19 protein-coding genes are annotated in these 22,269 nt (G+C 76.1%); 8 read left to right on the top strand and 11 right to left on the bottom strand.

Going from position 1 to position 22,269, the window contains the following annotated elements; translation table 11 throughout:
- The first annotated feature begins 7 nt into the window (after positions 1 to 7).
- The 5 genes from nirB to GJV82_RS06635 are packed head-to-tail and all read left to right on the top strand — an operon-like array spanning position 8 to position 6,507.
- Entirely contained in the window at positions 8 to 2,743 is a 2,736-nt protein-coding gene (gene nirB / locus GJV82_RS06655; RefSeq protein ID WP_318657368.1) for a nitrite reductase large subunit NirB, read from the top strand.
- Positions 2,740 to 3,159, top strand: a complete 420-nt coding sequence (gene nirD, locus GJV82_RS06650; RefSeq protein WP_115941718.1) for a nitrite reductase small subunit NirD — start codon at positions 2,740 to 2,742, stop codon at positions 3,157 to 3,159. The genes nirB and nirD overlap by 4 nt, the downstream gene beginning before the upstream one ends.
- Positions 3,156 to 4,436, top strand: a complete 1,281-nt coding sequence (gene cobA, locus GJV82_RS06645) for a uroporphyrinogen-III C-methyltransferase (RefSeq protein ID WP_115941719.1) — start codon at positions 3,156 to 3,158, stop codon at positions 4,434 to 4,436. Before nirD ends, cobA begins: the two co-directional genes overlap by 4 nt.
- A 56-nt stretch (positions 4,437 to 4,492) precedes the next feature.
- Positions 4,493 to 5,584, top strand: a complete 1,092-nt coding sequence (locus GJV82_RS06640; protein WP_155098689.1) for a uroporphyrinogen-III synthase — start codon at positions 4,493 to 4,495, stop codon at positions 5,582 to 5,584.
- Positions 5,581 to 6,507, top strand: coding sequence for a sirohydrochlorin chelatase (locus tag GJV82_RS06635; protein WP_155098673.1), 927 nt, complete (start codon positions 5,581 to 5,583; stop codon positions 6,505 to 6,507). Before GJV82_RS06640 ends, GJV82_RS06635 begins: the two co-directional genes overlap by 4 nt.
- Before the next feature lie 11 nt (positions 6,508 to 6,518).
- On the opposite strand, the gene GJV82_RS06630 is transcribed toward GJV82_RS06635, so the two are convergent.
- Both GJV82_RS06630 and GJV82_RS06625 read right to left on the bottom strand, forming a co-directional pair.
- A complete protein-coding gene (locus GJV82_RS06630) occupies positions 6,519 to 8,048 on the bottom strand; it encodes an MFS transporter (protein WP_024839858.1) in 1,530 nt (509 codons plus the stop codon).
- Positions 8,045 to 9,076, bottom strand: a complete 1,032-nt coding sequence (locus GJV82_RS06625) for an alcohol dehydrogenase catalytic domain-containing protein (protein WP_318657367.1) — start codon at positions 9,074 to 9,076, stop codon at positions 8,045 to 8,047. Before GJV82_RS06625 ends, GJV82_RS06630 begins: the two co-directional genes overlap by 4 nt.
- Before the next feature lie 146 nt (positions 9,077 to 9,222).
- Here GJV82_RS06625 and soxR point away from each other — a divergent pair, with 146 nt between their 5' ends.
- Positions 9,223 to 9,687: a redox-sensitive transcriptional activator SoxR gene (gene soxR / locus GJV82_RS06620; protein ID WP_024839856.1), complete on the top strand. Its 465-nt coding sequence runs from the start codon at positions 9,223 to 9,225 to the stop codon at positions 9,685 to 9,687.
- Between the two features lie 146 nt (positions 9,688 to 9,833).
- On the opposite strand, the gene GJV82_RS06615 is transcribed toward soxR, so the two are convergent.
- From GJV82_RS06615 to GJV82_RS06590, 6 genes are read right to left on the bottom strand one after another with little or no spacing between them, the layout of a single operon-like run.
- On the bottom strand, positions 9,834 to 10,871 hold the full coding sequence (locus tag GJV82_RS06615) for a hypothetical protein (protein ID WP_155098672.1): 1,038 nt from the start codon (positions 10,869 to 10,871) through the stop codon (positions 9,834 to 9,836).
- Positions 10,868 to 12,004 (bottom strand): vWA domain-containing protein, encoded by a 1,137-nt coding sequence (locus GJV82_RS06610; protein ID WP_155098671.1) that lies wholly within the window; start codon positions 12,002 to 12,004, stop codon positions 10,868 to 10,870. Before GJV82_RS06610 ends, GJV82_RS06615 begins: the two co-directional genes overlap by 4 nt.
- A gap of 7 nt (positions 12,005 to 12,011) precedes the next feature.
- Complete coding sequence (locus GJV82_RS06605) at positions 12,012 to 13,106, bottom strand: vWA domain-containing protein (protein WP_155098670.1); 1,095 nt, start codon at positions 13,104 to 13,106, stop codon at positions 12,012 to 12,014.
- Positions 13,100 to 13,603 carry a hypothetical protein gene (locus GJV82_RS06600; RefSeq protein ID WP_024839852.1) on the bottom strand — a complete coding sequence of 168 codons (504 nt, stop codon included), beginning with the start codon at positions 13,601 to 13,603 and terminating at the stop codon, positions 13,100 to 13,102. Before GJV82_RS06600 ends, GJV82_RS06605 begins: the two co-directional genes overlap by 7 nt.
- Positions 13,590 to 14,492 (bottom strand): DUF58 domain-containing protein, encoded by a 903-nt coding sequence (locus tag GJV82_RS06595; RefSeq protein ID WP_115941726.1) that lies wholly within the window; start codon positions 14,490 to 14,492, stop codon positions 13,590 to 13,592. Before GJV82_RS06595 ends, GJV82_RS06600 begins: the two co-directional genes overlap by 14 nt.
- A 44-nt stretch (positions 14,493 to 14,536) precedes the next feature.
- Positions 14,537 to 15,535 carry an AAA family ATPase gene (locus tag GJV82_RS06590; protein WP_024839850.1) on the bottom strand — a complete coding sequence of 333 codons (999 nt, stop codon included), beginning with the start codon at positions 15,533 to 15,535 and terminating at the stop codon, positions 14,537 to 14,539.
- A 259-nt stretch (positions 15,536 to 15,794) separates the two neighbouring features.
- On the opposite strand from GJV82_RS06590, the gene GJV82_RS06585 reads away from it, so the two are divergent.
- Positions 15,795 to 17,900, top strand: coding sequence for a bifunctional copper resistance protein CopD/cytochrome c oxidase assembly protein (locus tag GJV82_RS06585; RefSeq protein ID WP_024839849.1), 2,106 nt, complete (start codon positions 15,795 to 15,797; stop codon positions 17,898 to 17,900).
- A gap of 44 nt (positions 17,901 to 17,944) precedes the next feature.
- Here the strand turns inward: GJV82_RS06585 and GJV82_RS06580 are convergent, their stop codons facing one another.
- Both GJV82_RS06580 and GJV82_RS06575 read right to left on the bottom strand, forming a co-directional pair.
- Positions 17,945 to 18,445 (bottom strand): hypothetical protein, encoded by a 501-nt coding sequence (locus GJV82_RS06580; RefSeq protein ID WP_155098669.1) that lies wholly within the window; start codon positions 18,443 to 18,445, stop codon positions 17,945 to 17,947.
- A 39-nt stretch (positions 18,446 to 18,484) separates the two neighbouring features.
- Positions 18,485 to 18,946, bottom strand: coding sequence for a type IV toxin-antitoxin system AbiEi family antitoxin domain-containing protein (locus GJV82_RS06575; protein ID WP_155098668.1), 462 nt, complete (start codon positions 18,944 to 18,946; stop codon positions 18,485 to 18,487).
- Positions 18,947 to 19,189: 243 nt separating this feature from the next.
- Here GJV82_RS06575 and GJV82_RS06570 point away from each other — a divergent pair, with 243 nt between their 5' ends.
- Positions 19,190 to 21,502 (top strand): prolyl oligopeptidase family serine peptidase, encoded by a 2,313-nt coding sequence (locus tag GJV82_RS06570; protein ID WP_318657366.1) that lies wholly within the window; start codon positions 19,190 to 19,192, stop codon positions 21,500 to 21,502.
- Between the two features lie 113 nt (positions 21,503 to 21,615).
- Here the strand turns inward: GJV82_RS06570 and GJV82_RS06565 are convergent, their stop codons facing one another.
- The gene (locus GJV82_RS06565) at positions 21,616 to 22,227 is read right to left on the bottom strand and encodes an RNA polymerase sigma factor (RefSeq protein ID WP_155098667.1); all 612 of its coding nucleotides are present in this window, start codon (positions 22,225 to 22,227) and stop codon (positions 21,616 to 21,618) included.
- Positions 22,228 to 22,269 lie beyond the last annotated feature (42 nt).

The raw sequence follows: 22,269 nt of genomic DNA, 5'->3' as shown, positions 1-22,269 counted from the left end.
GCCCGCCGTGACCGGACCGCAGACCGATCCCGCCGCCCCGGCACCCGCCGCGCCGGACGCGCCCCGACACCTCGTGGTCGTCGGTGGCGGCATGGTGGCGCAGCGGCTCGTCGAGGCGCTGCGCGCCCGGGACACCGCCGGCACGTGGCGCGTCTCGCTGTTCGCCGAGGAGCCGCGCAAGCCCTACGACCGCGTCGCCCTCACGAGCTACTTCTCGGCCCGCGACGCCGAGGAGCTCACGCTCGGCGACCCGGCGCTGTGGGACGACCCGCTCGTGACGCTGCACCGCGACTGCGCGGTGACGTCGATCGACCGTGCGGCGCGCACCGTCACCGACCGGCTCGGGCGCGTGCACGCCTACGACGAGCTCGTCCTCGCCACGGGGTCGAGCGCCGCGATGCCGCCCATCCCGGGCAACGACCTCCCGGGCGTGTTCGTGTACCGCACGATCGACGACGTCGCGGCGCTGCGCGGCTGGGTCGAGGAGAAGCGCCGGACCGCGACGACCGACGGCGGCTGGGAGCGCCCCGTGCGAGGCGCGGTCATCGGCGGCGGCCTCCTCGGTCTCGAGGCGGCGGGCGCGCTCAAGGCGCTCGGCGCGCAGGCGACCGTGATCCAGTTCGGCACGCACCTCATGGACGCGCAGATCGACCTCGGCGGCGGCGAGGCGCTCAAGCGCCTCATCAACGGCATGGGCATCGCGGTCCGCTGCGACACCGGCACCCAGGCGATGAAGGTCTCGCGCCGCACCGGTCACGTGGGTCGCCTCGACTTCGCCGACGGCGGTCGGCTCGACGTGGACGTCGTCGTCGTCGCGACGGGCGTGCGGCCCCGCGACGAGCTCGCGCGTGCCGCGGGGCTCGCGGTCGGCGAGCGCGGCGGCGCCGTCGTCGACCTCGCGTGCCGCACCGAGGACGAGCACGTGTGGGCGGTCGGGGAGGTCGCGTGCATCGAGGGCCGCTGCATCGGGCTCGTCGCGCCGGGCTACGCGATGGCGGAGGTCGTCGCGGACCGCCTGCTCGGCGGCGAGGCGACGTTCCCGGGCGCGGACACCGCGACGAAGCTCAAGCTCCAGGGCGTCGACGTCGCGAGCTTCGGTGACGCGCACGGGCGCACCGAGGGCGCGATGGAGCTCGTGTGGGCGGACCCGGTCGCGGGCGTCTACAAGAAGCTCGTCCTGTCCGACGACGCGCGTACGCTCCTAGGCGGCGTGTTCGTCGGCGACGCCGCGCCGTACGCGTCGCTGCGGCCGATGCTCGGCACCGAGCTGCCCGGCGACCCGGGGCTGTTCCTGCTGCCCGAGGGCTCCGGGGCCGGCGCGCCGAGCCTCGAGCTGCCCGACGACGCGACGGTCTGCTCGTGCAACAACGTCAGCGCGGGGACGATCCGCGGCGCGGTCACCGAGCACGGCTGCACGGACGTCGCGGGCGTCAAGGCGTGCACGCGCGCCGGCACGAGCTGCGGGTCGTGCCTCCCGCTCGTCAAGAAGATCACGACGACCGAGCTCGCCCGTGCGGGCGTCGAGGTCTCGAACGCGCTGTGCGAGCACTTCGACCTCTCCCGCGCCCAGCTGTTCGACGCCGTGCGCGTCGCGGGGCTGCGCACGTTCAGCGAGATCATCGGGCGGTTCGGGCGGGTGCCGGAGCCGGTCACCGACACCGGGGGCGCCGTGCTGGTGCGAGACGCCGGGCGCGGCTGCGACATCTGCAAGCCGACGATCGCGTCGATCCTCGCGTCGCTCGGCTCGGGGCACATCCTCGACGGCGAGCAGGCCGCGCTCCAGGACACGAACGACCACGTCATGGCGAACATGCAGAAGGACGGCACGTACTCCGTGGTCCCGCGCATCCCGGGCGGCGAGATCACGCCGGACGGGCTGCTCGTCATCGGCCAGGTCGCCAAGGACTTCGGGCTGTACACGAAGATCACGGGCGGCCAGCGCATCGACATGTTCGGCGCGCGCATCGAGCAGCTCCCGCACATCTGGCGCCGGCTCGTGGAGCACGGGTTCGAGTCCGGGCACGCGTACGGCAAGTCGCTGCGCACCGTGAAGTCGTGCGTCGGGTCCACGTGGTGCCGGTTCGGCGTGCAGGACTCGGTGGGCATGGCCGTCGAGCTCGAGCTGCGGTACCGCGGCCTGCGCTCGCCGCACAAGCTCAAGCTCGGCGTCTCCGGGTGCGCGCGCGAGTGCGCGGAGGCGCGCGGCAAGGACGTCGGCGTCATCGCGACGGACAAGGGGTGGAACCTCTACGTCGGTGGCAACGGCGGGTTCACGCCCCGGCACGCGCAGCTCCTCGCCGAGGACCTGGACGACGAGGCGCTGATCCGCACGATCGACCGCTTCCTCATGTACTACGTCCGCACGGCCGACCGCCTGCAGCGCACGGCCGCGTGGGTCGAGGACCACGAGGGCGGGCTCGACGCGATCCGCGCCGTGATCCTCGAGGACTCGCTCGGCATCGCCGCCGACCTCGACGCCGCGATGGCCCGCCACGTCGGCGACTACGAGGACGAGTGGCGCGCGGTCCTGGAGGACCCGGAGAAGCTGCGCCGGTTCGGCTCGTTCGTCAACGCGCCCGCCGAGCCCGACCCCGACCTCGCGTACGTCACCGAGCGCGGCCAGATCCGGCCCGCGACGGAGGACGAGCGCGCCGCCCTGGAGGAGGCCCGTGCGGCGGGCCTCGCCACCGTCCCCGCCGGCCCCGTGGTGATCGCCGGCACGACCCTGGAGGTCCGTCGATGAGCGTCGCGTCAGCAGAGCAGGTCGGCCCCGGCACGGCGCACGACGACGGGTGGGAGCGCGTGTGCCTCCTGCGCGACCTCCTCGTCGAGCGGGGCGCCGCGGCCCTCGTCGGCGGGGTGCAGGTCGCGCTGTTCCGGCTCCCGGACGACACGGTGCGCGTCGTGCAGCAGCGCGACCCGTACTCGGGCGCGAACGTCATGTCGCGCGGCATCGTCGGCACGCGCGGCGGCGTGCCGACGGTCGCCGGGCCCATGTACAAGCAGGTCTTCGACCTGACGACGGGCCGCTGCCTCGAGTCCGCCGGGTACGCGCCCGTGCAGGGCCTCGCGCCCGACCTGGCGACGTGGCCCGCCGAGGTGCGCGACGGCGTCGTGCATGTGCGCACGCGCCCCGCACCCGCGGACGGTGCGTCGTGACGACGCTCCTCGGGATCGACCTCGCCGGGCGCACGGTCCTCGTCGCGGGCGGCGGCCCCGTCGCGGCCCGCCGCGCCCGGGCGATGGCCGACGACGGCGCGCACGTCCGCGTCGTGGCTCCCCAGGTCTGCGAGGACCTGCGCGACCTCGTCGCCGCGTCCCTGCACGCCCCGCTGCTGCACCCCGCGTCCGACGCCGCGGCGCACCCGGGCGGGCGCGTCACCTGGGCGCCGCGCGAGGTCCGCGAGTCCGACGTCGCGGACGCGTGGCTCGTGCTCGCCGCGACCGACGACTCGCGGACGAACCGGGACGTCGCCGCGTGGGCCGCCGCGCGCCGCGTCTGGTGCGTCAACGCGGGGGCCGCGCACGAGGGCACCGCGCGCACGCCCGCGGTCGCCCGGAGCGGCGACGTGCTCGTCGGGGTCGTGACCGACGCCGGCGACGGGCCCCCCGACCCGCGGCGCGCCCGCGCGGTGCGCGACGCGGTCGCCGAGCACCTGCGCTCGGGCGGCGCCGACCAGCGCCGCCGCCGGGCGGCGGGAGGGACGGGGCGCGTCACGCTCGTCGGCGGGGGACCGGGCGCCGTCGACCTGCTCACCGTGCGCGGCCGGCGGGCGCTCGCGGAGGCGGACGTCGTCGTCGCGGACCGGCTCGGGCCGGTCGACGTGCTCGACGAGCTCGCGCCCGGCGTCGAGGTGATCGACGTCGGCAAGACGCCCGGGAACCATCCCGTCCCGCAGCACGAGATCAACGCGATCCTCGTCGAGCAGGCGCAGCGGGGGCGGCACGTCGTGCGCCTCAAGGGCGGCGACCCGTTCGTGTACGGGCGCGGCGGCGAGGAGGTCGTCGCGTGCCGCGAGGCGGGCGTGCCGGTCGACGTCGTGCCCGGCGTCTCGAGCGCGCTCAGCGTGCCGGCGCTCGCGGACATCCCGCTCACGCACCGCGGCACCGTCGCGGCGTTCCACGTGACCAGCGGGCACGACGGTCTCGACGCCGGAGCCCTGGCCGGCGTGCGCGACCGCACGGCTACGCTGGTGGTCCTCATGGGTGTCTCGCAGCTCGCACGCATCACGGCCCAGGCGCTCGGCGCCGGGGCCGACCCGGCGCTGCCCGTCGCGATCGTGGAGAGCGGCTCGACGCCGCGCCAGCGCGTCACGCGGGCCACGCTCGGCGACGTCGTCGAGCGTGCGGCCCAGGTCGGGGTCCGGGCCCCGGCGATCATCGTGATGGGGGACGTCGCCGCGGAGGGACGGCTCCACCCGGCGCCGGTCGCGTGACCGCCGACAGCGCCGAGGTCCCGGCCGGCGGGGCGCGCCCCGCGCTCGGGCAGGCGATGGCGGGCTGCACCGTGCTCGTCACCGCGGACCGCCGCAAGAGCGAGCTCGCCGCGGCCCTGCGCCGCCGGGGCGCGGAGGTCCGCCACGCGCCCGCGCTGAGCATGATCCCGCACGCCGACGACGCCCAGCTCCTCGCCGGGACGCGCGACCTCGTGGAGCACCCGCCGGACGTCGTGGTCGTCACCACGGGCATCGGCTTCCGGTCCTGGATCGAGGCCGCGGACGTGCACGGCCTCGCCGACCGCCTGCTGGAGGTGCTCGCCGACGCCCGGATCGTCGCGCGCGGCCCCAAGGCGCGCGGCGCGATCCAGGCCGCCGGGCTCACGGCCGACTGGGTCGCGGAGTCCGAGACGTCCGCCGAGATCGCGGACGTGCTCCTCGGCGAGGGGGTCGCCGGGCTGCGCATCGCCCTCCAGCACCACGGTGCGGGCGCCGACGGGCTCGACGTCGTGTTCGCCGAGGCAGGCGCCGAGGTCACGAGCCTCGTCGTGTACCGCTGGGGCCCGCCGCCGGACCCCGAGGCGCTGCGCGCGTCCGTCGAGACCGCGGCGGTCGGGGAGATCGACGCCGTCGTGTTCACGTCCGCGCCCGGCGCCGAGGCATGGCTCAGCGCGGCCGAGGAGCACGGCGTCGGCAGGCTCGTGGTGCAGCGGTTCCAGGACGGGTCGATGGTCGCGGCCGCCGTCGGGCCCGTCACCGCGCGACCGCTCGAGCACCGCGGCGTCACCCCGCTGCAGCCCGAGCGCGGCAGGCTCGGCGCGCTCGTGCGCACGCTCGTGGCCCACTACGAGCACGCCGAGACGCTCGCGCTCGCGACCGTCGCCGGGACGCTGCAGATCCGCTCGCGCGTCGCGGTGCTCGACGGCGAGGTGCTGCCCCTGTCGCCCAGCAGCCTCGAGGTGCTGCGCCTGCTCGCCGCGCGGCGCGGCGACGTCGTCACGCGCGACGACGTGCTCGACGTGCTGCCCGGCGACTCGCGCGACCCGCACGCCGCCGAGGTCGCCGTCGCGCGCCTGCGCGAGGCGGCGGGCCGGCGCGACCTCGTCAAGACCGTCGTCAAGCGCGGATACCGATTGGAGCTCGCATGAGCGCGGAGATCCTGGCCTTCCCCTCCGGGGGGACGTCCGACCGGGCCGGGGGGACGTCCGACCGGCCCGACCGGTCGGGGGGCTCGCCCGGCGCCGAGGTGCCGGGCGGCCGACGCCGGGCCGGGGCGCCGGCGCCGGTGCTCGTCGGCTGCTCGCACGGCACCGACGACCCCGCGGGCCGCGAGGTGATCCGCGCGCTCCTCGACGACGTACGGGCGGCGCGCCCCGACCTCGACGTGCGCGAGGCGTTCGTCGACGTGCAGCAGCCCGAGGTCGCGGACGTCGTCACGGCGGTCGTCACGCCCGCGGCCGTCGCGCGCGGCCAGGAGGGGGTCGCGGACGCCGCGCGTCCTGGCGACACCGACCCAGGGGCGGGGGTCGGGCGCCCCGGCGACGCGGTCGTCGTGCCGCTGCTGCTGTCCGCCGGTTTCCACGTGGCCGTCGACGTCGCAGCCGCGGTCGAGGACCGCGGGCCCGGCACGGGCAGCGCCGCGGCGGCGACGCCGCTCGGGCCCGACCCGCGCCTCGTCGCGCTGCTCGCCGACCGGCTCGCGGAGGCCGGCGTGCGGCCGGACGACGCGGTGGTCGTCGCCGCCGCCGGGTCGAGCCGGCCGGGCGCGGCGCGCGACGTGGAGACGCTGGCCGCGGGCCTGCGCGAGCGGCACGCGGGCCCGGTCACGGTCGGGTACGGCGCGATGGCCGAGCCGACCGTGCCCGACGCGGTCGCCGCCGCGCGCGCGGCCCTCGCGCCCGGGGCCCGGGTCGTCGTCGCGGCGTACCTCCTGGCGCCCGGGTTCTTCTACGACCGCGTGCTCGCGGCGGGCGCCGACGTCGTCACCGCGCCGCTCGCACCGGACCCGCGCCTCACCGCGATCGTGCTCGACCGCTACGCCGAGGCCGCGGAGACCCTCGCCGCGCGCTAGCGCGCGCCGGTCTACCGCGCGAGTGCCGGGCGGGTGCGCGGCGCGAGGAGCGCGACGCCCGCGGCGAGGAGCACCGTCACGGCGAAGCAGACGACGTAGGCCGCGAGGCCCAGCGACGCGTGCAGGGCCCACAGGAGCGAGCCGGTGACGGCGAGCGCGGTCGCGGCGGCGACGGCGTCGGACACCTGGAGCGCCGAGGAGTTGGCGCCCTGCTCCGCGACCGGCGAGAGCTCGAGCGTGAGCACCGAGAGCGTCGGGTGGGTCATGCCCATGCCGAGGCCCGCGAGCGTCCACGCAACCATGCCGACGACCGGCGGGACGGCCGTCCACGCGAGCAGCGCCGCGCCGCCGATCCCGAGCGCGACGAGCGTCCCGCCCAGCCGGACGTACCCGGCGTGCTGGAGACCCCAGGTCGCGCGACCGCGCAGCCACGACCCCGTCGACCAGCCCACCGCGCCGAACGTCAGCACGGCACCCGCGAGCGACGGCGCGAGCCCGCGCTCGTGCGACAGGAGCAGCGGGAGCAGCACCTCCGCGCCCGTGAACGCCGCGGCGACGAGGCCGCGGATCGCGACGACGCTCGGCAGGCCGCGCGCGGCGCGGGTCGTGCCGGGGGGCAGCAGGCGCGGGACGGCGAGGGCGACGGCCGCGAGCGCCGCCACGAGCAGCACCGCGAGGGCGATCCCCCGGAGCTGGCCCGCGTAGTTGAGCGCGCCGATCCCGAGCGCCGCGACGACGGCCCAGGCGAGGGACGCCTGCCGCGCGGTCCGGTCGAGCGCCGGCTCCCCGGCGTCGGGCGATCCGGCGTCGTCGCCCGTGCTGCGGGCGGCGCGCATCCCGGGCCGCATGAGGACGAGCGCGGGCACGGCGAGGACGGGGACGGCGAGGAAGACCCAGCGCCAGCCGACGTGCTCGACGACGAGCCCCGCGATGGCGGGCCCGACGATCGACGGGACGACCCACGCCGCCGCGAACGCGGCGAAGACCTTCGGCCGGCGGTCCGCGGGGAAGACGCGCGCGACGAGCACGTAGAGCGCCACGATGTAGAGCCCCGTCCCCACGCCCTGGAGCACGCGGCCGGCGACGAGCACGAGCATGTCGGTCGCGAGACCCGCGACGAGGAGCCCGGCGAGGAAGAGGCCGATGCCGGTCCACAGGGGCGTCGTGGGCCCGGCGCGGTCGCTCCAGCGGCCGGACGCCACCATGCCGACGACGCTCGACGCGAGCGACGCGGCGAACGCGAGCGTGTACAGGGTGAGCCCGTCGAGGGCGACGGCCACGGTCGGCATCGCGGTCGCGACGGCGAGCGCCTCGAACGCGCCGAGGAACACGAACGCGACCATGCCGAACAGCACGGTGCGCTGGGTGCCGGGGGCCAGGGTCGCGACCTCGGCCGCGCCGTCGGTGGTCGCCGGGCTCGCGGCGGCGTCGGTGGTCGCCGGGGTCGCGGCGTCGGGTGCTCCGGTCGCTCCAGGCGTGTCGAGCGCGTCGGGCGCGTCGGGCGCCGACGCGCCGACGACCGCACGAGGGTTCGCCGTCATACGAGAACGACCTTTCCGGTGGTGGCGCGCGCTTCGAGCTCGCGGTGGGCGCGCGCGGCCTCCGCGAGGGGTACCTGGTGCGTGACGACGCGCCACGTCCCGTCCGCCGCGAGCGCGAGCGCGCGCTCCTGCAGCGCGTACAGGTCTCCCCAGGGGCGGGCCTGGGGGCCCACGGCCCACCGTACGTCGCGGGCCGCGGTCCCGGCCCCGGAATTCCCGACGCCGTGGCCGACGTCACCGGCGCGGGTGGGCTCGCCCGCGGACCAGCCGTGGAGCACGAGGCGGCCGTCGGGCGCGACGAGCGTGGCGGCGTCCGTGCCCGCGTCCCCGCCGACGCCGTCGAGCAGCACCGTGGCGCCGCCGGGAGCGTGCTGCACGACGGCGGCCCGCGCCTCGTCGAGCCAGCCGTCGGCGCGGTAGTCGACGGCCGCGAGCCGGTCGGCGTGCTCCGGGCGGGCGAGCGAGCGCACGAGCGCGACCTTCTCCGGACCGCCTGCGAGCGCGACGACGCGGGCCCCGGCCGCGAGCGCGCTCTGCACGAGGAGCGTGCCGAGCCCGCCGGCCGCGGCGGTGACGACAACGGTGTCCGCGGCGGTGATCTCCGCGAGGTCGAGGATCCCGACGGCGGTACGGCCCGTGCCGATCATGGCGATCGCCTCGGGTGCGGTGACGTGGTCGGGCACGCGGTGCAACGCCTCGACGGGGACGACGGCGAGCCGGGCGTACCCGCCGCCGTCGGGCGTCCCGCCGAGGTGGGCCGCGACGCGGCGTCCGCGCCACGCGGCGTCGACGCCGGGCCCGACGACGTCCACGACCCCGGCGACCTCGCGGCCGGGGATCGTCGGCAGGTCGGGCAGGGGGAGGGGGCCTCCCGTCGCCTCGCCGCGGCGCAGCGTCGTGTCGAGCAGGTGGACGCCGTGCGCGCGGACGGCGACGCGGACCTGCCCGGGGCCGGGCTGCGGGGAGGGGACGGAGTCGAGGACGAGATTCTCGGGCGGTCCGAACGCGTGCAGACGGATGGCGTCCACGGGTGCTCCTCGGGTGGTGGGTGGGACCGCCGTCGTCGACGGCGGGCTGCCCGGTCCGGGCGCGCCCTGCTAGTGTCGAACCTCAACTAATGTTGAGGTCAAGGGGTTCGTGCGACGCCGTCGTGCCGGCCCGGTGAGGAGCCCGCGTGCCCGACCCGTCCCCGAGCGACGAGCTCACCGTCGGCCAGCTCGCCGCGCGCAGCGGCGTCACCGTGTCCGCGCTGCACTTCTACGAGCGCGAGGGGCTCATCACGAGCCGCCGGACCCCCGGCAACCAGCGGCGCTTCGCGCGCGAGACGCTGCGCCGGGTCGCGTTCGTGCGCGCGTCCCAGCGCGTCGGCATCCCGCTCGCGCGCATCCGGGCCGCGCTCGCGACGCTGCCCGGCGACCGCACTCCCACCGCGAAGGACTGGCACCGGCTCTCGGCCGGCTGGCACGCGGACCTCGACGCGCGCATCGAGCAGCTCACGCGCCTGCGCGACCACCTCACCGACTGCATCGGGTGCGGGTGCCTGTCCCTGCGCAAGTGCGTCCTCGTCAACCCGCACGACGCCCTCGCCGACGAGGGCCCCGGCCCGCGCACGCTGCTCGTGGACGGGATCGAGGACTGAGCCGCGCCGTCCCGCGGCACCCGGCCTGGCCCACGGGCGACCCGACCTGGCCTACGCCCGACCGGACCCGCCTGCCAACGCCTGGCCCGGCCCCCGGGTGGCGTCCGGACCGGCCGACGTCGAGGCGGGCGGACAACGGGGCGGCGTCACCAGTTCTTGGTGCCGCCCCCGCTGCCGTCGCCCGGGTCGGTGCCGCTCCCGGGCTGGTCGCCGTACAGGTCGCGGTACTCCTGCTCGAGCCGCTCCTGCTCCTCGCGCGCCTCGGACCCCTGCTCCTGGAGCCGTTCCTGGCGCTGCTGCTCCTCGCGCTCGGCCTCGCTCTGCTGGTCCCCGCCCTCGGAGCCCTCGCCGGACGCCTCGGACTGCTCGTCGCCGTCCGAGCCCTCGCCCTCCTCCGTGTCGCCGCCGTCGTTCTCGGGCTGGGCGTCCCGCGCCTGCTGCTGCTTGTCCTGCAGGCGCTGCGTCGCGGCGGCGTCCTGCTCCTCCTTCTCGGGCGTCTGCTCGGACTCCCCGCAGTCCGGCCAGCCGCGGACCTGCTCGGCCGTCGCGTACTCCCGCTCCGCGTACTGGTACCAGTCCTGGACGTCCTGGCGCAGCTCCGCGGGGTCCGGCTCCTCGCTGCCGTCCCCGTACGGGTCGAGGACGCCCTCGTCGTACGGCCGGCCCGCGTCGCGCGCGGCGATCGCCTCCTCGACGAGGGCGAGCTCCGCGGCCAGCTCGTCGGCGTACGCCATGTCGACGTCGCCCTGGATCTCGTAGGTCAGCGACAGGTTGGTCTGGATCAGGCAGCGCTCCTCGGGAGACTCGTTCTCCGCGAGGTCGTACGCGCGGTCGAGCGACGTGATCGCGTCGTACAGGGCCCAGGTGTCCTCGGTGCTCGCGAGAGCCGTCCCGTGGTTGAAGTGCGCCTTCCACGGCTCCACGAGGTTGAAGGTCCGCTGGATCCCGAACGTGTCCGCCGCGCCGTCGCCGTCCCCCGCGGCGTAGCGGTCGGCGCCCGCCGCCGCGATCGGCGCGAGGAACGCGAGCTTGAACCCGAGGACGAGCAGCGCGACCACCACGGGCACCGCGCCGAGCAGCCACCACGTGCGGCGCCGCAGGCGTGCGGAGCGCAACGCGGCCGCGCCGGTGGACCGCGACGGCCGGGAGCCGGGCGGCGGGGTCGGGGGCGGGGCCCAGGTCATCGGCGCACCTCCACCCGGTCCGCGGCGGGAGCGCCCGACGGCGGGCGGCCGCCCGTGGAGGGAGCGTCGGTCGCCGCTGCGGGCCGCACGAGCGAACGGCTCGCGGAGCGGGCCCAGAACCACGCCTCGACGCCGAGCAGCGCGACGAGCGCGAGCGCGAACGGCCACACGACCGGCCGGTACGCCGTGACGTCGCGGCGTCCGTCGGCCGCGACCTGCTGCGGGTCGACGCCCGCGACGAGCGACGCCGTCTCGCCCGGCTCCTGCCGGTGCACGTACGGCACGCCGAGCTGCTCGGCGAGCGCGTTGAGCGTCTCCTCGTCGATGACCGAGAGCGCCTCGACGGGCTCGCCGTCCTCGCTCTGCTGCGACCAGTCGATGATGTACTCCGCGTCCTCGGGCGCCACGTCGGGGTCGTACTCCTTCATGCGACCGCCCTCGGACGTGCCGTAGCCGAGCACGGCGCCGCCGTCGACGAGCGGCGCGAGGTCGGCGAACGACCTCGGCTCGCCCTCCGCCGTCTGCTCCCCGTCGCTGAGGAAGAACACGAGCCGCACGTTCGCGGGGTGCTGCTCCGCCGAGCCCTGGAGCGCCGACCGCAGCTCGTCGAGGGGCCGATCCGTGAGCGAGCCCTGCGAGTAGCGCGTGATCTCGCGGTGGAACGTGTCGGCCCAGGAGGTGATCGCGCGCGCGTCCGTCGTCAGCGGGAGCTGGCGCGACGCCTGCGAGTCGAACGAGATGATCGAGTAGCGCGCCCCGGGGATCGCCTCGGTGAGGCTCGTGATGTCGTGCCGCACGCCGTCGAGCCGCTCCTGGCCGCCCTGCGGCCCGTAGTCCTCGGCCGCCATCGAGCCCGTGCGGTCGACGACGAAGAACATGTCGACGTTCGCGACCGACGTGTCCCGGTCGGTCGACGCGACCGACGGCCCGAGGCCGATGATCCCCAGCAGCACGACGGCCCCGGCGCGGCGCAGCCACGCCCCGCGGGGTGCGCCCGCGCGCGGGGCGCCGCCCGGTCCGGGGCGACCGGCGACGACGGCCTGCCACACCGCGAGGCCGAGCAGGGGCAGCACGAGGAGCGCGAGCGCCCACACGGGCACGAGCGGCTGCAGGGTCGTTCCGGCGAGAGTCATCGGAGTGTCACTCCTTCACCCGCCACGCGACGACGAGCAGCAGCGCGACGCCGAGGACGGCGACGAGGAACCAGCCCGCGGGCCGGTCCGTCACGATCACCTCGGGCGACGCGTCGAGCTCGACCGCCTGCTGCGCGACGACGTCGTCGACCATGCCCTGCACCGCGGCCGGGTCGTCCGCGAGGAAGTACAGCCCGCCCCCCGCCTCGACGGTGTCGCGGTACTCGCTCTCCTCGGGCGTGCCCTCGTAGCGCTTCGAGCCGCCGAAGATGCCGTGCAGCCGGATGTCGCGCGACGCGACGAGCTCCGCCGCCTGCGGGAGCGTGTAGATCGGCTCTCCCGAGACGTAGTTGTCGGTCGCGAGGATGATCGAGCGCGAACGCTCGGTGTCCTCCGCGTCGAACTGGAGCGCGCAGCTCGCGAGGCCGTCGCCGATGAGGCTCGCGCCCGCGAGGTTGGCCGTCGTCCCGGCGGTGAACTGCGCGTACTCGAGGATCTCCGCGTCGTCGGAGCCACCCGTGTAGTCGAACGTCGCCGGGTCCTTGTCGAGCGCGTCGATCCCGGCCTGGAGCTCCTCCTGGACGAGCGTGTAGTCGTCCGTCAGCGGGAACACCGTGCGCGACGTCGAGTTGAAGATGGACAGCGCGATCCGCTCGCCCTCGAAGTTGTCGACGAGCTCCTGGAACACCTTGAGCACCGCGCCGTCGTACTCGATCATCGAGCCCGACACGTCGAGGCACAGCACGATGTCGCGCGTGCCGAGCCGGTCGACGACGACGTCCGTCTCGACCGGCCGCGCGGCGACCGCCCCCGCGCCGACGACGGCGACGAGGAGCCCCGCCGCGGTCAGGCCCTGCAGCGCGCGGTAGCGGCGCACCCACGACGTGAACGCCGGGACGCGCGCGAGGTAGTCGGTGTTCGCGACCCACAGCACGTCGCCGTCCGCGTCGCGCGCCCGGCGACGCCGCGCGAGCCACCACGCGAGCGCCCCCGCCGCGGCCACGGCGACGACGAGCACGACCCACAGCCACGGCCACAGGATCGACGACCCCTGCGGCCCCGGGACGACGGCGGCGCTCGCCGCGAGCACGGGCGTCACCATCCGCGCACCACCGACCGGGCGCGGTCGATCGAGTCCTCGGCGTCCGTCGAGCGGGCCGCGGGGTCGTTGTCGTGGTCGGCGAACGACGGCCGGTAGTACCGCGCGATGAGCTGCGTGAGGCGCCCGGCCTCGGCGAGCTGCTGGATCTCCGAGAGCGTCATGGACGACGCGTCCTGGCCGAGCCGGCCCGTCGCGAAGCCGCGCATCTCGGCCGAGAGCGCGAGGTGCAAGGAGCGCTCGTCGAGCTCGCCGGCGCGGAACCGCTCGGCGAGGGCGTCGAGGCGGCCCTCGTACTCGGCGCGCAGCGGGGCGTACGGGTCGTACGGGCCGGTCGGCAGGAGCGGCGCGGGCGGCGGTGCGGCCTTCTCCGCCGCGCTCGCGCGCGTCAGCCAGAGGACGAGGAACACGACGGCCGCCGCCGCGAGGACCAGCACGATCCCCAGGACGGTCCACCACCCCGAGTAGCCCACGGGGTCGACGAGCTCATCGACGGGCACGCTTCTGCCTCCCCAGGAGCTCGACGAACCGCTGCACGACGTCGTGCGACCCCTCCACGAGCACGCCCTCCACCTGGAGCGCGCGCAGCCGGCCGGCGACCTCGGCGCGGCGTGCGGCGACCGCCCGGGAGGCCGACTCGGCGAGCGCGGCCCGCCCGCGCAGGAACGGCGGCAGGCGCAGCGTGCCGTCCACGTCCGCGACGTCCCCGGGCGGGCGCGGCCCGGCGGCCGCACCCACGGGCGACAGGTCGGCGACCTGGACGACCATGACCTCGTGCCGCACGCGCAACGACCGCAGGAGCTGCTCGTGCTCCGGTCCGGGCCGTGCCTCGTCGGTCACGACGACCACGAGCGAGCGGCGCCGGAACGCCGTCTGCGCGCGGTCGAGCGGACGCGACAGGTCGCTCGGCGGGGCGTCTGGCCGCCACAGGTCCTCGACCGTGCGCAGCAGCACCTCGAGGTCGCGCGTGCTCGCGCGGGGCGGGAGCTGGACGAGGCGCTCGGCGTCGCCCGCGACGAGCGCGACGCGGTCGCCGCGGTCGCGCGCGAGGTACGCGACGAGTGCGCAGCAGAAGCTCGCGACCTCCGCCTTCGTCTCGCCGCTCGGCGCGGTGGCGCCCATCGTGCGGCCCGTGTCCACGACGAGCACGAGGTTGAGGTTCGACTCGCGCACGAACCGGCGGATGATCGGCAGCCCGGCGCGCGCCGACGACTTCCAGTCGATGTCGCCGACGTCCTCGCCGGGCGCGTACAGGTGCAGGTCGTCGAAGTCCTGCCCGTGGCCCTTGAACACCGAGCGGTGCCGTCCCTCGAGCAGGCCGGACGCCCGGCGCGCGACCGGGAGGTCGAGCCGGGCCCGGACCTGGGCGAGACGGGAGACGTCGGGCACGTGGGCGCTTCCTGGTGGCGTGCTGGCGGGGGCGGGCGGGGCGCTCAGGGCGTGGGGACGGCGTCGAACACCGCGTCCACGAGCTGCTCCGGCGGGACGTTGTTCGCGAGCGCGTCGAACGTGCGCACGAGGCGGTGCCGCAGCACCGAGTAGCGCACGGCCTTGATGTCGTCCGGGATGACGAACGCGCGACCGGCGAGGATCGCGAGCGCCTGGCCCACGCGCATGAGCGCGATGCCGCCGCGCGGGGAGGCCCCGACGCGCACGTGCCGGTCGAGGCCCGGGACCGGGCGGGGGCCCGAGAAGCGCGTCGTGTTGATGATGTCGACGACGTACCGCTTGATCGAGTCGTCCACGTAGACGTCGTCGACGAGGCCGCGCAGGAAGCGGACGTCGTCGAGCGAGACCGGCTGCGCGGTGAGGGGTTGCGTCATCTGCCCGGTCGCGATCCGCTGGAGGATCTCGAGCTCCTGCGCGGGGGTCGGGTAGGTGAGCACCTCCTTCATGAGGAAGCGGTCCATCTGGGCCTCGGGCAGCACGTAGGTGCCCTCCTCCTCGATGGGGTTCTGCGTCGCGAGCACCATGAACGGGTCCGGCAGCGCGTAGTTCTCGCCGCCGATCGACGTCTGCTTCTCCTGCATCGCCTCGAGCATCGCGGACTGCGTCTTGGCCGACGAGCGGTTGATCTCGTCGAGCAGCACGACGTTCGCGTGCACCGGGCCGAGCTGCGTCGTGAACTCGCCCGTCGCGTAGTTGAAGATCTGCGTGCCGACGATGTCGTTCGGCATGAGGTCCGGCGTGCACTGGATGCGGTGGAACGAGCCGTCGATCGCCGCGGCGAGCGTCTGGGCGGCCGTCGTCTTGGCGAGGCCCGGGACCGACTCCAGGAGGATGTGCCCGCCCGCGAGGAGCGCGCTCACCAGCGCGGTGCGCAGCGCCTCCTGGCCGACGACCCGCTGGTCGAAGACCTGGCCGACGCGCTTGAGCAGGTGGCTCGCGCGGTCGAGGTCCTGCGTGGAGATGCTGCCGTGCCCTGCGGCCATCGAACGTCCCTCGTGTCGTGGGTGCGGTCCCTGCGCGGCCGAGGGCGGACGGAGCGTCGCGAGCCCCCGGCGAACCCGGCCCAGTATGCCAGCGGGTGCCCCGCCGGACGGGGCGCGATCCACAGGTCCGGGTGGGGAGAGGTCCCCACCCGACGCCCGCCGTGCACCCCCGGCGCCGCCCTCGGCGGCCTCCGCGGGGGCCGGCGAGCGGCCTCCGGGGCCGGTCCGGAGGGGCTCGCAACCTCGATACCCTGGACGGGTGACCACCACTGCCCTGCGCCGCGCGCCGTCGGACTCCCGACCCGCGAACCCGTGGTGGCTGGTCCTCGCCGGGCCGCTCGCCGTCGTCGTCGCGATCGTCGCCGTGCTCGCCGCCGGGGCGTTCTCCTCCGCGTTCACCGTGCCCGTCGGGTTCCCCGACCCCGGCGCCCTCGCGCGCCTCGGCACGCCCGTCGTCACGGTCCTCACCGAGCTCGCCGTCGCGGTGACCCTCGGCTCGCTCGTCCTCGCGGCGTGCGTGCTGCCCGCCGGCACGCCCGTGCGCAAGGCCCTCGGCGTCGCGGGCGCGGCGTCGGCCACGTGGGCCGTGCTCGCCGTCGTGCAGGTCGTGCTGCGCTACTCCTCGATCTCGGGCACACCCGTCACGGCGGCCACGTTCGGCGACCAGCTCGGCCTGTTCGTCTCGCAGGTCAGCCTCGGGCGCAACTACCTGGCGATCGTCGTCGTGGCGGCGCTGACGTCGGCCGCGGCGCTCGCCGTGCGCGGCGCGACCGGCGCGATGTGGACGGCCGCGCTCGCGCTCGTCGCCCTCGCGATGCAGGCCAACACGGGCCACGCCGCGGGCGCGGTGAGCCACGAGCTCGCGGTCTCCTCGATGTTCCTCCACCTCGGCGGCGCGGCGCTGTGGGTCGGCGGCCTCGGCACGCTCGCCGTCGTGCGGGTGCGCGGCGGCCTCGACCGGGCGGCGTTCGCGACGTCCGTCGCGCGCTACTCCGCGATCGCGCTGTGGTGCTACGTCGCCGTCGCCGTGTCGGGCGTCGCGAACGCGAGCATCCGCATCGACACGCTCGCCGGCCTGACCACCGACTACGGCGTGCTCCTGCTCACCAAGGTCGCGCTCCTGCTCGTCCTCGGGGCCGTCGGCTTCGCGCACCGCGAGCTCGTCGTGCGGCGTCTCGCCGGCCCGACGGCGGTCGGTCGCCCGGCCGGGGGACGCACCCCGGCGGCGGGCTCTGCCGGGGGCGGGTCGTCGTCCACGGGGACGAAGGGCACGGCCGCGGAGGGCACGCGCTGGCTGTTCTGGCGCCTCGTCGCCGTCGAGCTCGCGATCATGGGCGCGGTCTCCGGCGTCGCCGTCGCGCTCGGGTCCACCGCGCCGCCGGTGCCGCAGGAGGAGCCGCTCGACACGTCCGCCGCGTACCAGGTCACGGGGCACGCGCTGCCGCCCGAGCCGACGCTCGCGCGCTGGTTCACCGAGTGGCGCTGGGACCTGCTGCCCGCGTTCGCGTGCGTCGCAGCGCTCGTCGTCTACCTGCGCTGGGTGCGCCGCCTCGCGCGGCGCGGCGACTCGTGGTCCGTGGGGCGCACCGTGTCGTGGTGCGTCGGCGTCGTCGTCCTCTTCTGGGTGACGTCGGGCGGCCCGGCCATGTACGGGCACGTGCTGTTCAGCGCGCACATGGTCCAGCACATGATCCTCGCGATGGTGGTGCCGATCTTCCTCGTGCTCGCCGCGCCCGTGACGCTGCTCGTGCGGGCCGTCCCGCCGCGCAAGGACGGGTCGCGCGGGCCCCGCGAGTGGGTCCTCGCCGTCGTGACGTCGCGCGTCGGGCAGTTCTTCGCGAACCCGATCGTCGCCGCGGTGAACTTCGCCGGCTCGATGATCGTCTTCTACTACACGCCCGCGTTCGAGTACGCGCTCACGACGTACGCCGGGCACCTCGCGATGCTCCTGCACTTCACGCTCGCCGGGTACCTGTTCGCGAACGCGCTCGTCGGGATCGACCCCGGGCCGCACCGCCCGCCGTACCCGCAGCGGCTCCTCCTGCTGTTCGCGACGATGGCGTTCCACGCGTTCTTCGGCGTCGCCCTCACGTCGGGCGAGGTGCTGCTCGTGCCCGAGTGGTTCGGCCTCCTCGGCCGCGACTGGGGCCCGAGCGCGATCGCCGACCAGCAGCGCGGCGGCGGCGTCGCGTGGGGCATCGGCGAGCTCCCGACGCTGGTCCTCGCGATCGTCGTCGCGGTCATGTGGACCCGCTCCGACGAGCGCGAGGCCAAGCGTCGCGACCGTCAGGCCGACCGCGACGGCGACGCCGAGCTCGAGGAGTACAACGCGATGCTCGCGCGGATGTCCGAGCGCGACGACTGACCCCCTCCCCGCCGAGCACGGGGTTGATGTCGTCATCCCGCCGATCACGACATCAACCCCGTGCTCGAGACCGCGGAACCTCGGGTTCGGCCGAGGTGCCGACGCAGCGCCGTGGTCATGCGTCCCGGGCGGCTCGTGCCCGGGGTCGCGAGATCCCGACCCGTGAAGCGCAGGAGCTCCACGCCGCCGTGGCTCACGAGCGCGTTCTGGCGCGACCGGTCCCGCAGGAGCGCGTCCGGCGCCCCGTGCACGTCCACGCCGTCCATCTCGGCGATCAGCCACCGACCCTGCGGCAGCCGCCACCCCAGATCCCCGCGGCCGAGGAAGCGGCCGTCGTCGAACACCTCGACCTGGAGCTCGTCGGGCGCGAGACCTGCGTCCGCGCACTCGAGGCGGGCGAACGTCTCGAGCGGCGACTCGGCCCGCGCGTCGTGCTCGGACCACCACGCGTGCGTCCGCGCGACGCCCCGCCTCCCCCGCGCGAGGTCGTGGGCCCGGGCCAGGCCCTCGGCGTCGAGCAGCCCGAGGTGGCCCGCGCTGTCCATCGCCGCCACGGCACGACGACGGCCCGACTCGGGGACGGACTACGCGAGCGCCCAGTCAGGGGTCGCGACGAGCCGGCCCTCGACCCGCACGACCGTCATGCCGTCGTCGAACTGACGCAGGTGGATCCCGTCGCGCGACAGCGTGCCCCGCGCTCCGGGGAGCGTCGCCTGCGGGACGACGCGCGGGCTGACGCCCTGGACACCGAGCAGGACCAGGGCGCACGGACCGACCGCGATCGCGTCCGGCCCGTAGGCGAGGAGCGCGAGCCAGGCCGCGCGCCGCCGGCGACGGTCGTACGACCGCGGGTCCGACGGGTCGGGCGGACCCGGCGTCGTCTCGAAGACGCCGCGCGTCGGACGGCGCCACCGCCCCTGGTCGACGAGGCGCGACCGGCGGTGCGCGGTGACGCCGTGCTCGTCGCACTGCGCGGCGGAGACGAGACCGGCCTGGCGCTCGGCGACGGAGAGGAGCTCGGACGGGACGGCGGTGAGCGTGCGCACCCGGCGATCCGACCAGGAGCCGGGCTCGTCGTGCCGCCGCTGCGCGTCGGGCCGTGGACGGTCCGCAGGGTTCTGGGTCCTGTGGACGGCGGGACCGCGGCCGCCCGCGCCCACCGCCGTCGGCCGAGCACGAGGTTGCGCCACGTCGAGCACGGGGTTGCTGTCGTTATCGACGGGATAACGACAGCAACCCCGTGTTCGGCGGGTGGCGGGGGAGCCGGGGCGACGTGATAGGACGTACGGGTGAGTAACGACGCCGCCACGCCCGGAACCTCCGTCCCGCCGGACCCGCCCGGCACCGACCCGTCGTCCGGCAGCCCGACGCCGTTCCACGACCTCGACCGCTACCTCGCGATCCCGCGCGTCGGCGGGCTGGCGCTGTCGCCCGACGGGACGCGCCTCGTCACCACCGTCCAGACGCTCGACGCGCAGCGCACCGGGTACCGCACGGCGCTGTGGGAGGTCGACCCGGCGGGCCACGCCCCCGCGCGTCGGCTGACGCGCAGCACGAAGGGCGAGTCGAGCGCGACGTTCACGGCCGCGGGCGACGTGCTCTTCACCTCGGCGCGGCCCGACCCCGACGCCGGGTCCGACGACGACCCGACGTCCGCGCTGTGGCTCCTGCCCGCGTCGGGCGGCGAGGCGCGCGTGGTCGCGACGGCGCCCGCGGGCGTGAGCGGTCCGCTCGCCGCCGCGGACGCCCCGGTCGTGTCCGTCGCGGCGCCGGTGCTCCCGAGCGCGCGCGACCTCACGCACGACGGCGAGCTCCGGAAGGCGCGCAAGGACGCCAAGGTCGCGGCGATCCTCCACACCGCGTACCCCGTGCGGCAGTGGGACCACGACCGCGGCCCGGACGAGGCGCACCGGTTCGTCGGTGACCTCACGACCCTCGTCGACGAGCCCGCGCAGCCGCTCCCCGTGGCCGAGGGCGAGGACGCCCCCGCGGAGCACGACCCGCGGCTGCTCGACCTGCGCGACGTGAGCCGCGGCGCCGAGGGGAGCGCCGCCCCCGGCCGTGCGCTGCACGAGCACGCGGCGGACCTGTCCGCGGACGGCACGACTCTCGTCACCACGTGGCAGGTCGCCGGTCCGGGCCCGCAGGTGCGCAACACGCTCGTCGCGATCGACACCGCGACGGGGGCGCGCCGCACCCTCGTGGACGAGCCGCGCGCCGAGGCGCACTGGCCGCGCATCTCGCCCGACGGCGCGTGGGTCGCGTTCGTGCGCGAGACGATCTCGACGCCGCACCAGGCGCCGGAGGAGAGCCTCGCCGTCGTGCCGCTGCACGCGCCGGACGGCCCCGCGGGCGCGGCGGAGGGCCACGACGACTCGGCGACGACGCGCGCCGAGAACCACGCGACGCCCCGCACGCTCGTGCGGCACTGGGACCGCTGGCCCACGTCGCTGCGCTGGCTCCCCGACGGCTCCGGCCTGCTCGTCACGGCCGACGACGACGGTCGCGGGCCGGTCTTCCTCGTCGCCTTCGCGCCGGACGGGGCCACCGAGAACGGCACCGCCGAGCGGGTGACGAGCGACGACGCCGTGTTCACCGACCTCCAGGTCGCCGCCGACGGCCGCACCCTGTACGCGCTGCGCACGAGCTACCTCGAGCCGTCGCACCCCGTGCGGGTCGACCTCGGGGCGTTCCTCGACTCCGGCGCCGCGGGCGCGCGCACCCCCGTCCCGGCGACGCCGCTGCGCGGTCCCGTCGCGACCCCTGACCTGCCGGGCACGCTCGTCGACGTCGAGACGGCCGCGGCGGACGACGTCCGCGTGCGCGGGTGGCTCGCCCTCCCGCACGGGGCGTCGGCCGAGAACCCGGCGCCGCTGCTGCTGTGGATCCACGGCGGCCCTCTGGGGTCGTGGAACGCGTGGAGCTGGCGCTGGAACCCGTGGCTGATGGTCGCGCGCGGGTACGCGGTGCTGCTGCCGGACCCGGCGCTGTCGACCGGGTACGGGCAGGACTTCGTCCAGCGCGGGTGGGGCGCGTGGGGCAAGGCCCCGTACACGGACCTGCTCGCGATCACCGACGCGGTCGAGGCACGGACCGACGTCGACGCGACGCGCACCGCCGCGATGGGCGGGTCGTTCGGCGGGTACATGGCGAACTGGGTCGCGGGCCACACGGACCGCTTCCGCGCGATCGTCACGCACGCGAGCCTGTGGGCGCTCGACCAGTTCGGCCCCACGACCGACCACGCGTACTACTGGGCCCGCGAGATGACGGACGAGATGGCACTGGAGAACAGCCCGCACCGGTTCGTGGGCGACATCGTCACGCCGATGCTCGTCATCCACGGCGACAAGGACTACCGGGTCCCGATCGGGGAGGGGCTGCGGCTCTGGTACGAGCTGCTCGAGAGGTCCGGCCTGCCCGCCGGGCCCTCCGGGGAGAGCGTCCACCGGTTCCTCTACTACCCGGACGAGAACCACTGGGTCCTCCAGCCGCAGCACGCGAAGGTCTGGTACCAGGTGGTGCTCGCGTTCCTCGCGGAGCACGTCCTGGGAGCCGCGCCGGGCGAGGGAGACGCGGAGCTGCCGACGACGCTCGGCTGAGCGCGAGGTTGCTCGGCGCCGAACACGGGGTTGGTGTCGTTATCGGGCTGATAACGGCACCAACCCCGTGTTCGGCGCGGCGGGGCGCGGTTCGGCGGGGCGGGGCGCGGTGGTCAGGGGCGGCTGCGGGCGCGGAGCTGGGCGAGGCCGCGGCGCGCGTGGCTCTTGACCGTGCCGAGCGGCAGGCCCGTCTCGGCCGCGACCTGGGCGTGCGTGCGGTCGTGCGCGTAGACGAGGCGAACGACGCCCCGGCGGACCGGCGCGAGACGGCGCAGGGCTCGCTCGAGGTCGACGCGCGCGGCGACGTCGTCGGCGGCGTCCGGGACGGCGGTCGTGACGCGGTGGCGCCCCGCCGCCTCACGACGCCGGGCCTCGCGGGCCCGCGCCCGGCGCAGGTCGGCGCACACGTGGTCGGCGATGCCGATCAGCCAGACCGGGAGGTCGCCGCGGTCCGGGTCGAACCGGTCGCGCGAGCGCCACGCGGCGAGGAACACGAGCTGGGTCGCGTCGTCGGTGTCCGCGGGGTCGTCGAGCCGTCGCGCGACGACGGCGCGGACCAGCGCGACCCACCGGGGGTAGGCGGTGGTGAGGTCGAGCGCCCCGTCGCACGAGGCGGTGCCGGGCGCGGGCTCGTCCTGCCTCGCGCCCTGGGCGGTGCCGGGCGCGCGCTCGTCCCGCCTCGCGCCCTGGTCGGCGCGGGGCCCACGACCCGCGGTCCTCGCCATCGCGTCACCGGCCCTCGTCCTTCCTCCAGTGTCCGCCGCCGC

This window comes from Cellulosimicrobium composti, from assembly GCF_009711085.1.
In the GTDB taxonomy this organism is placed as follows: domain Bacteria; phylum Actinomycetota; class Actinomycetes; order Actinomycetales; family Cellulomonadaceae; genus Cellulosimicrobium; species Cellulosimicrobium composti.
The sequence above is the reverse complement of the archived record's forward strand: the minus strand, read 5'-3'. Positions and strand labels throughout refer to the sequence as shown.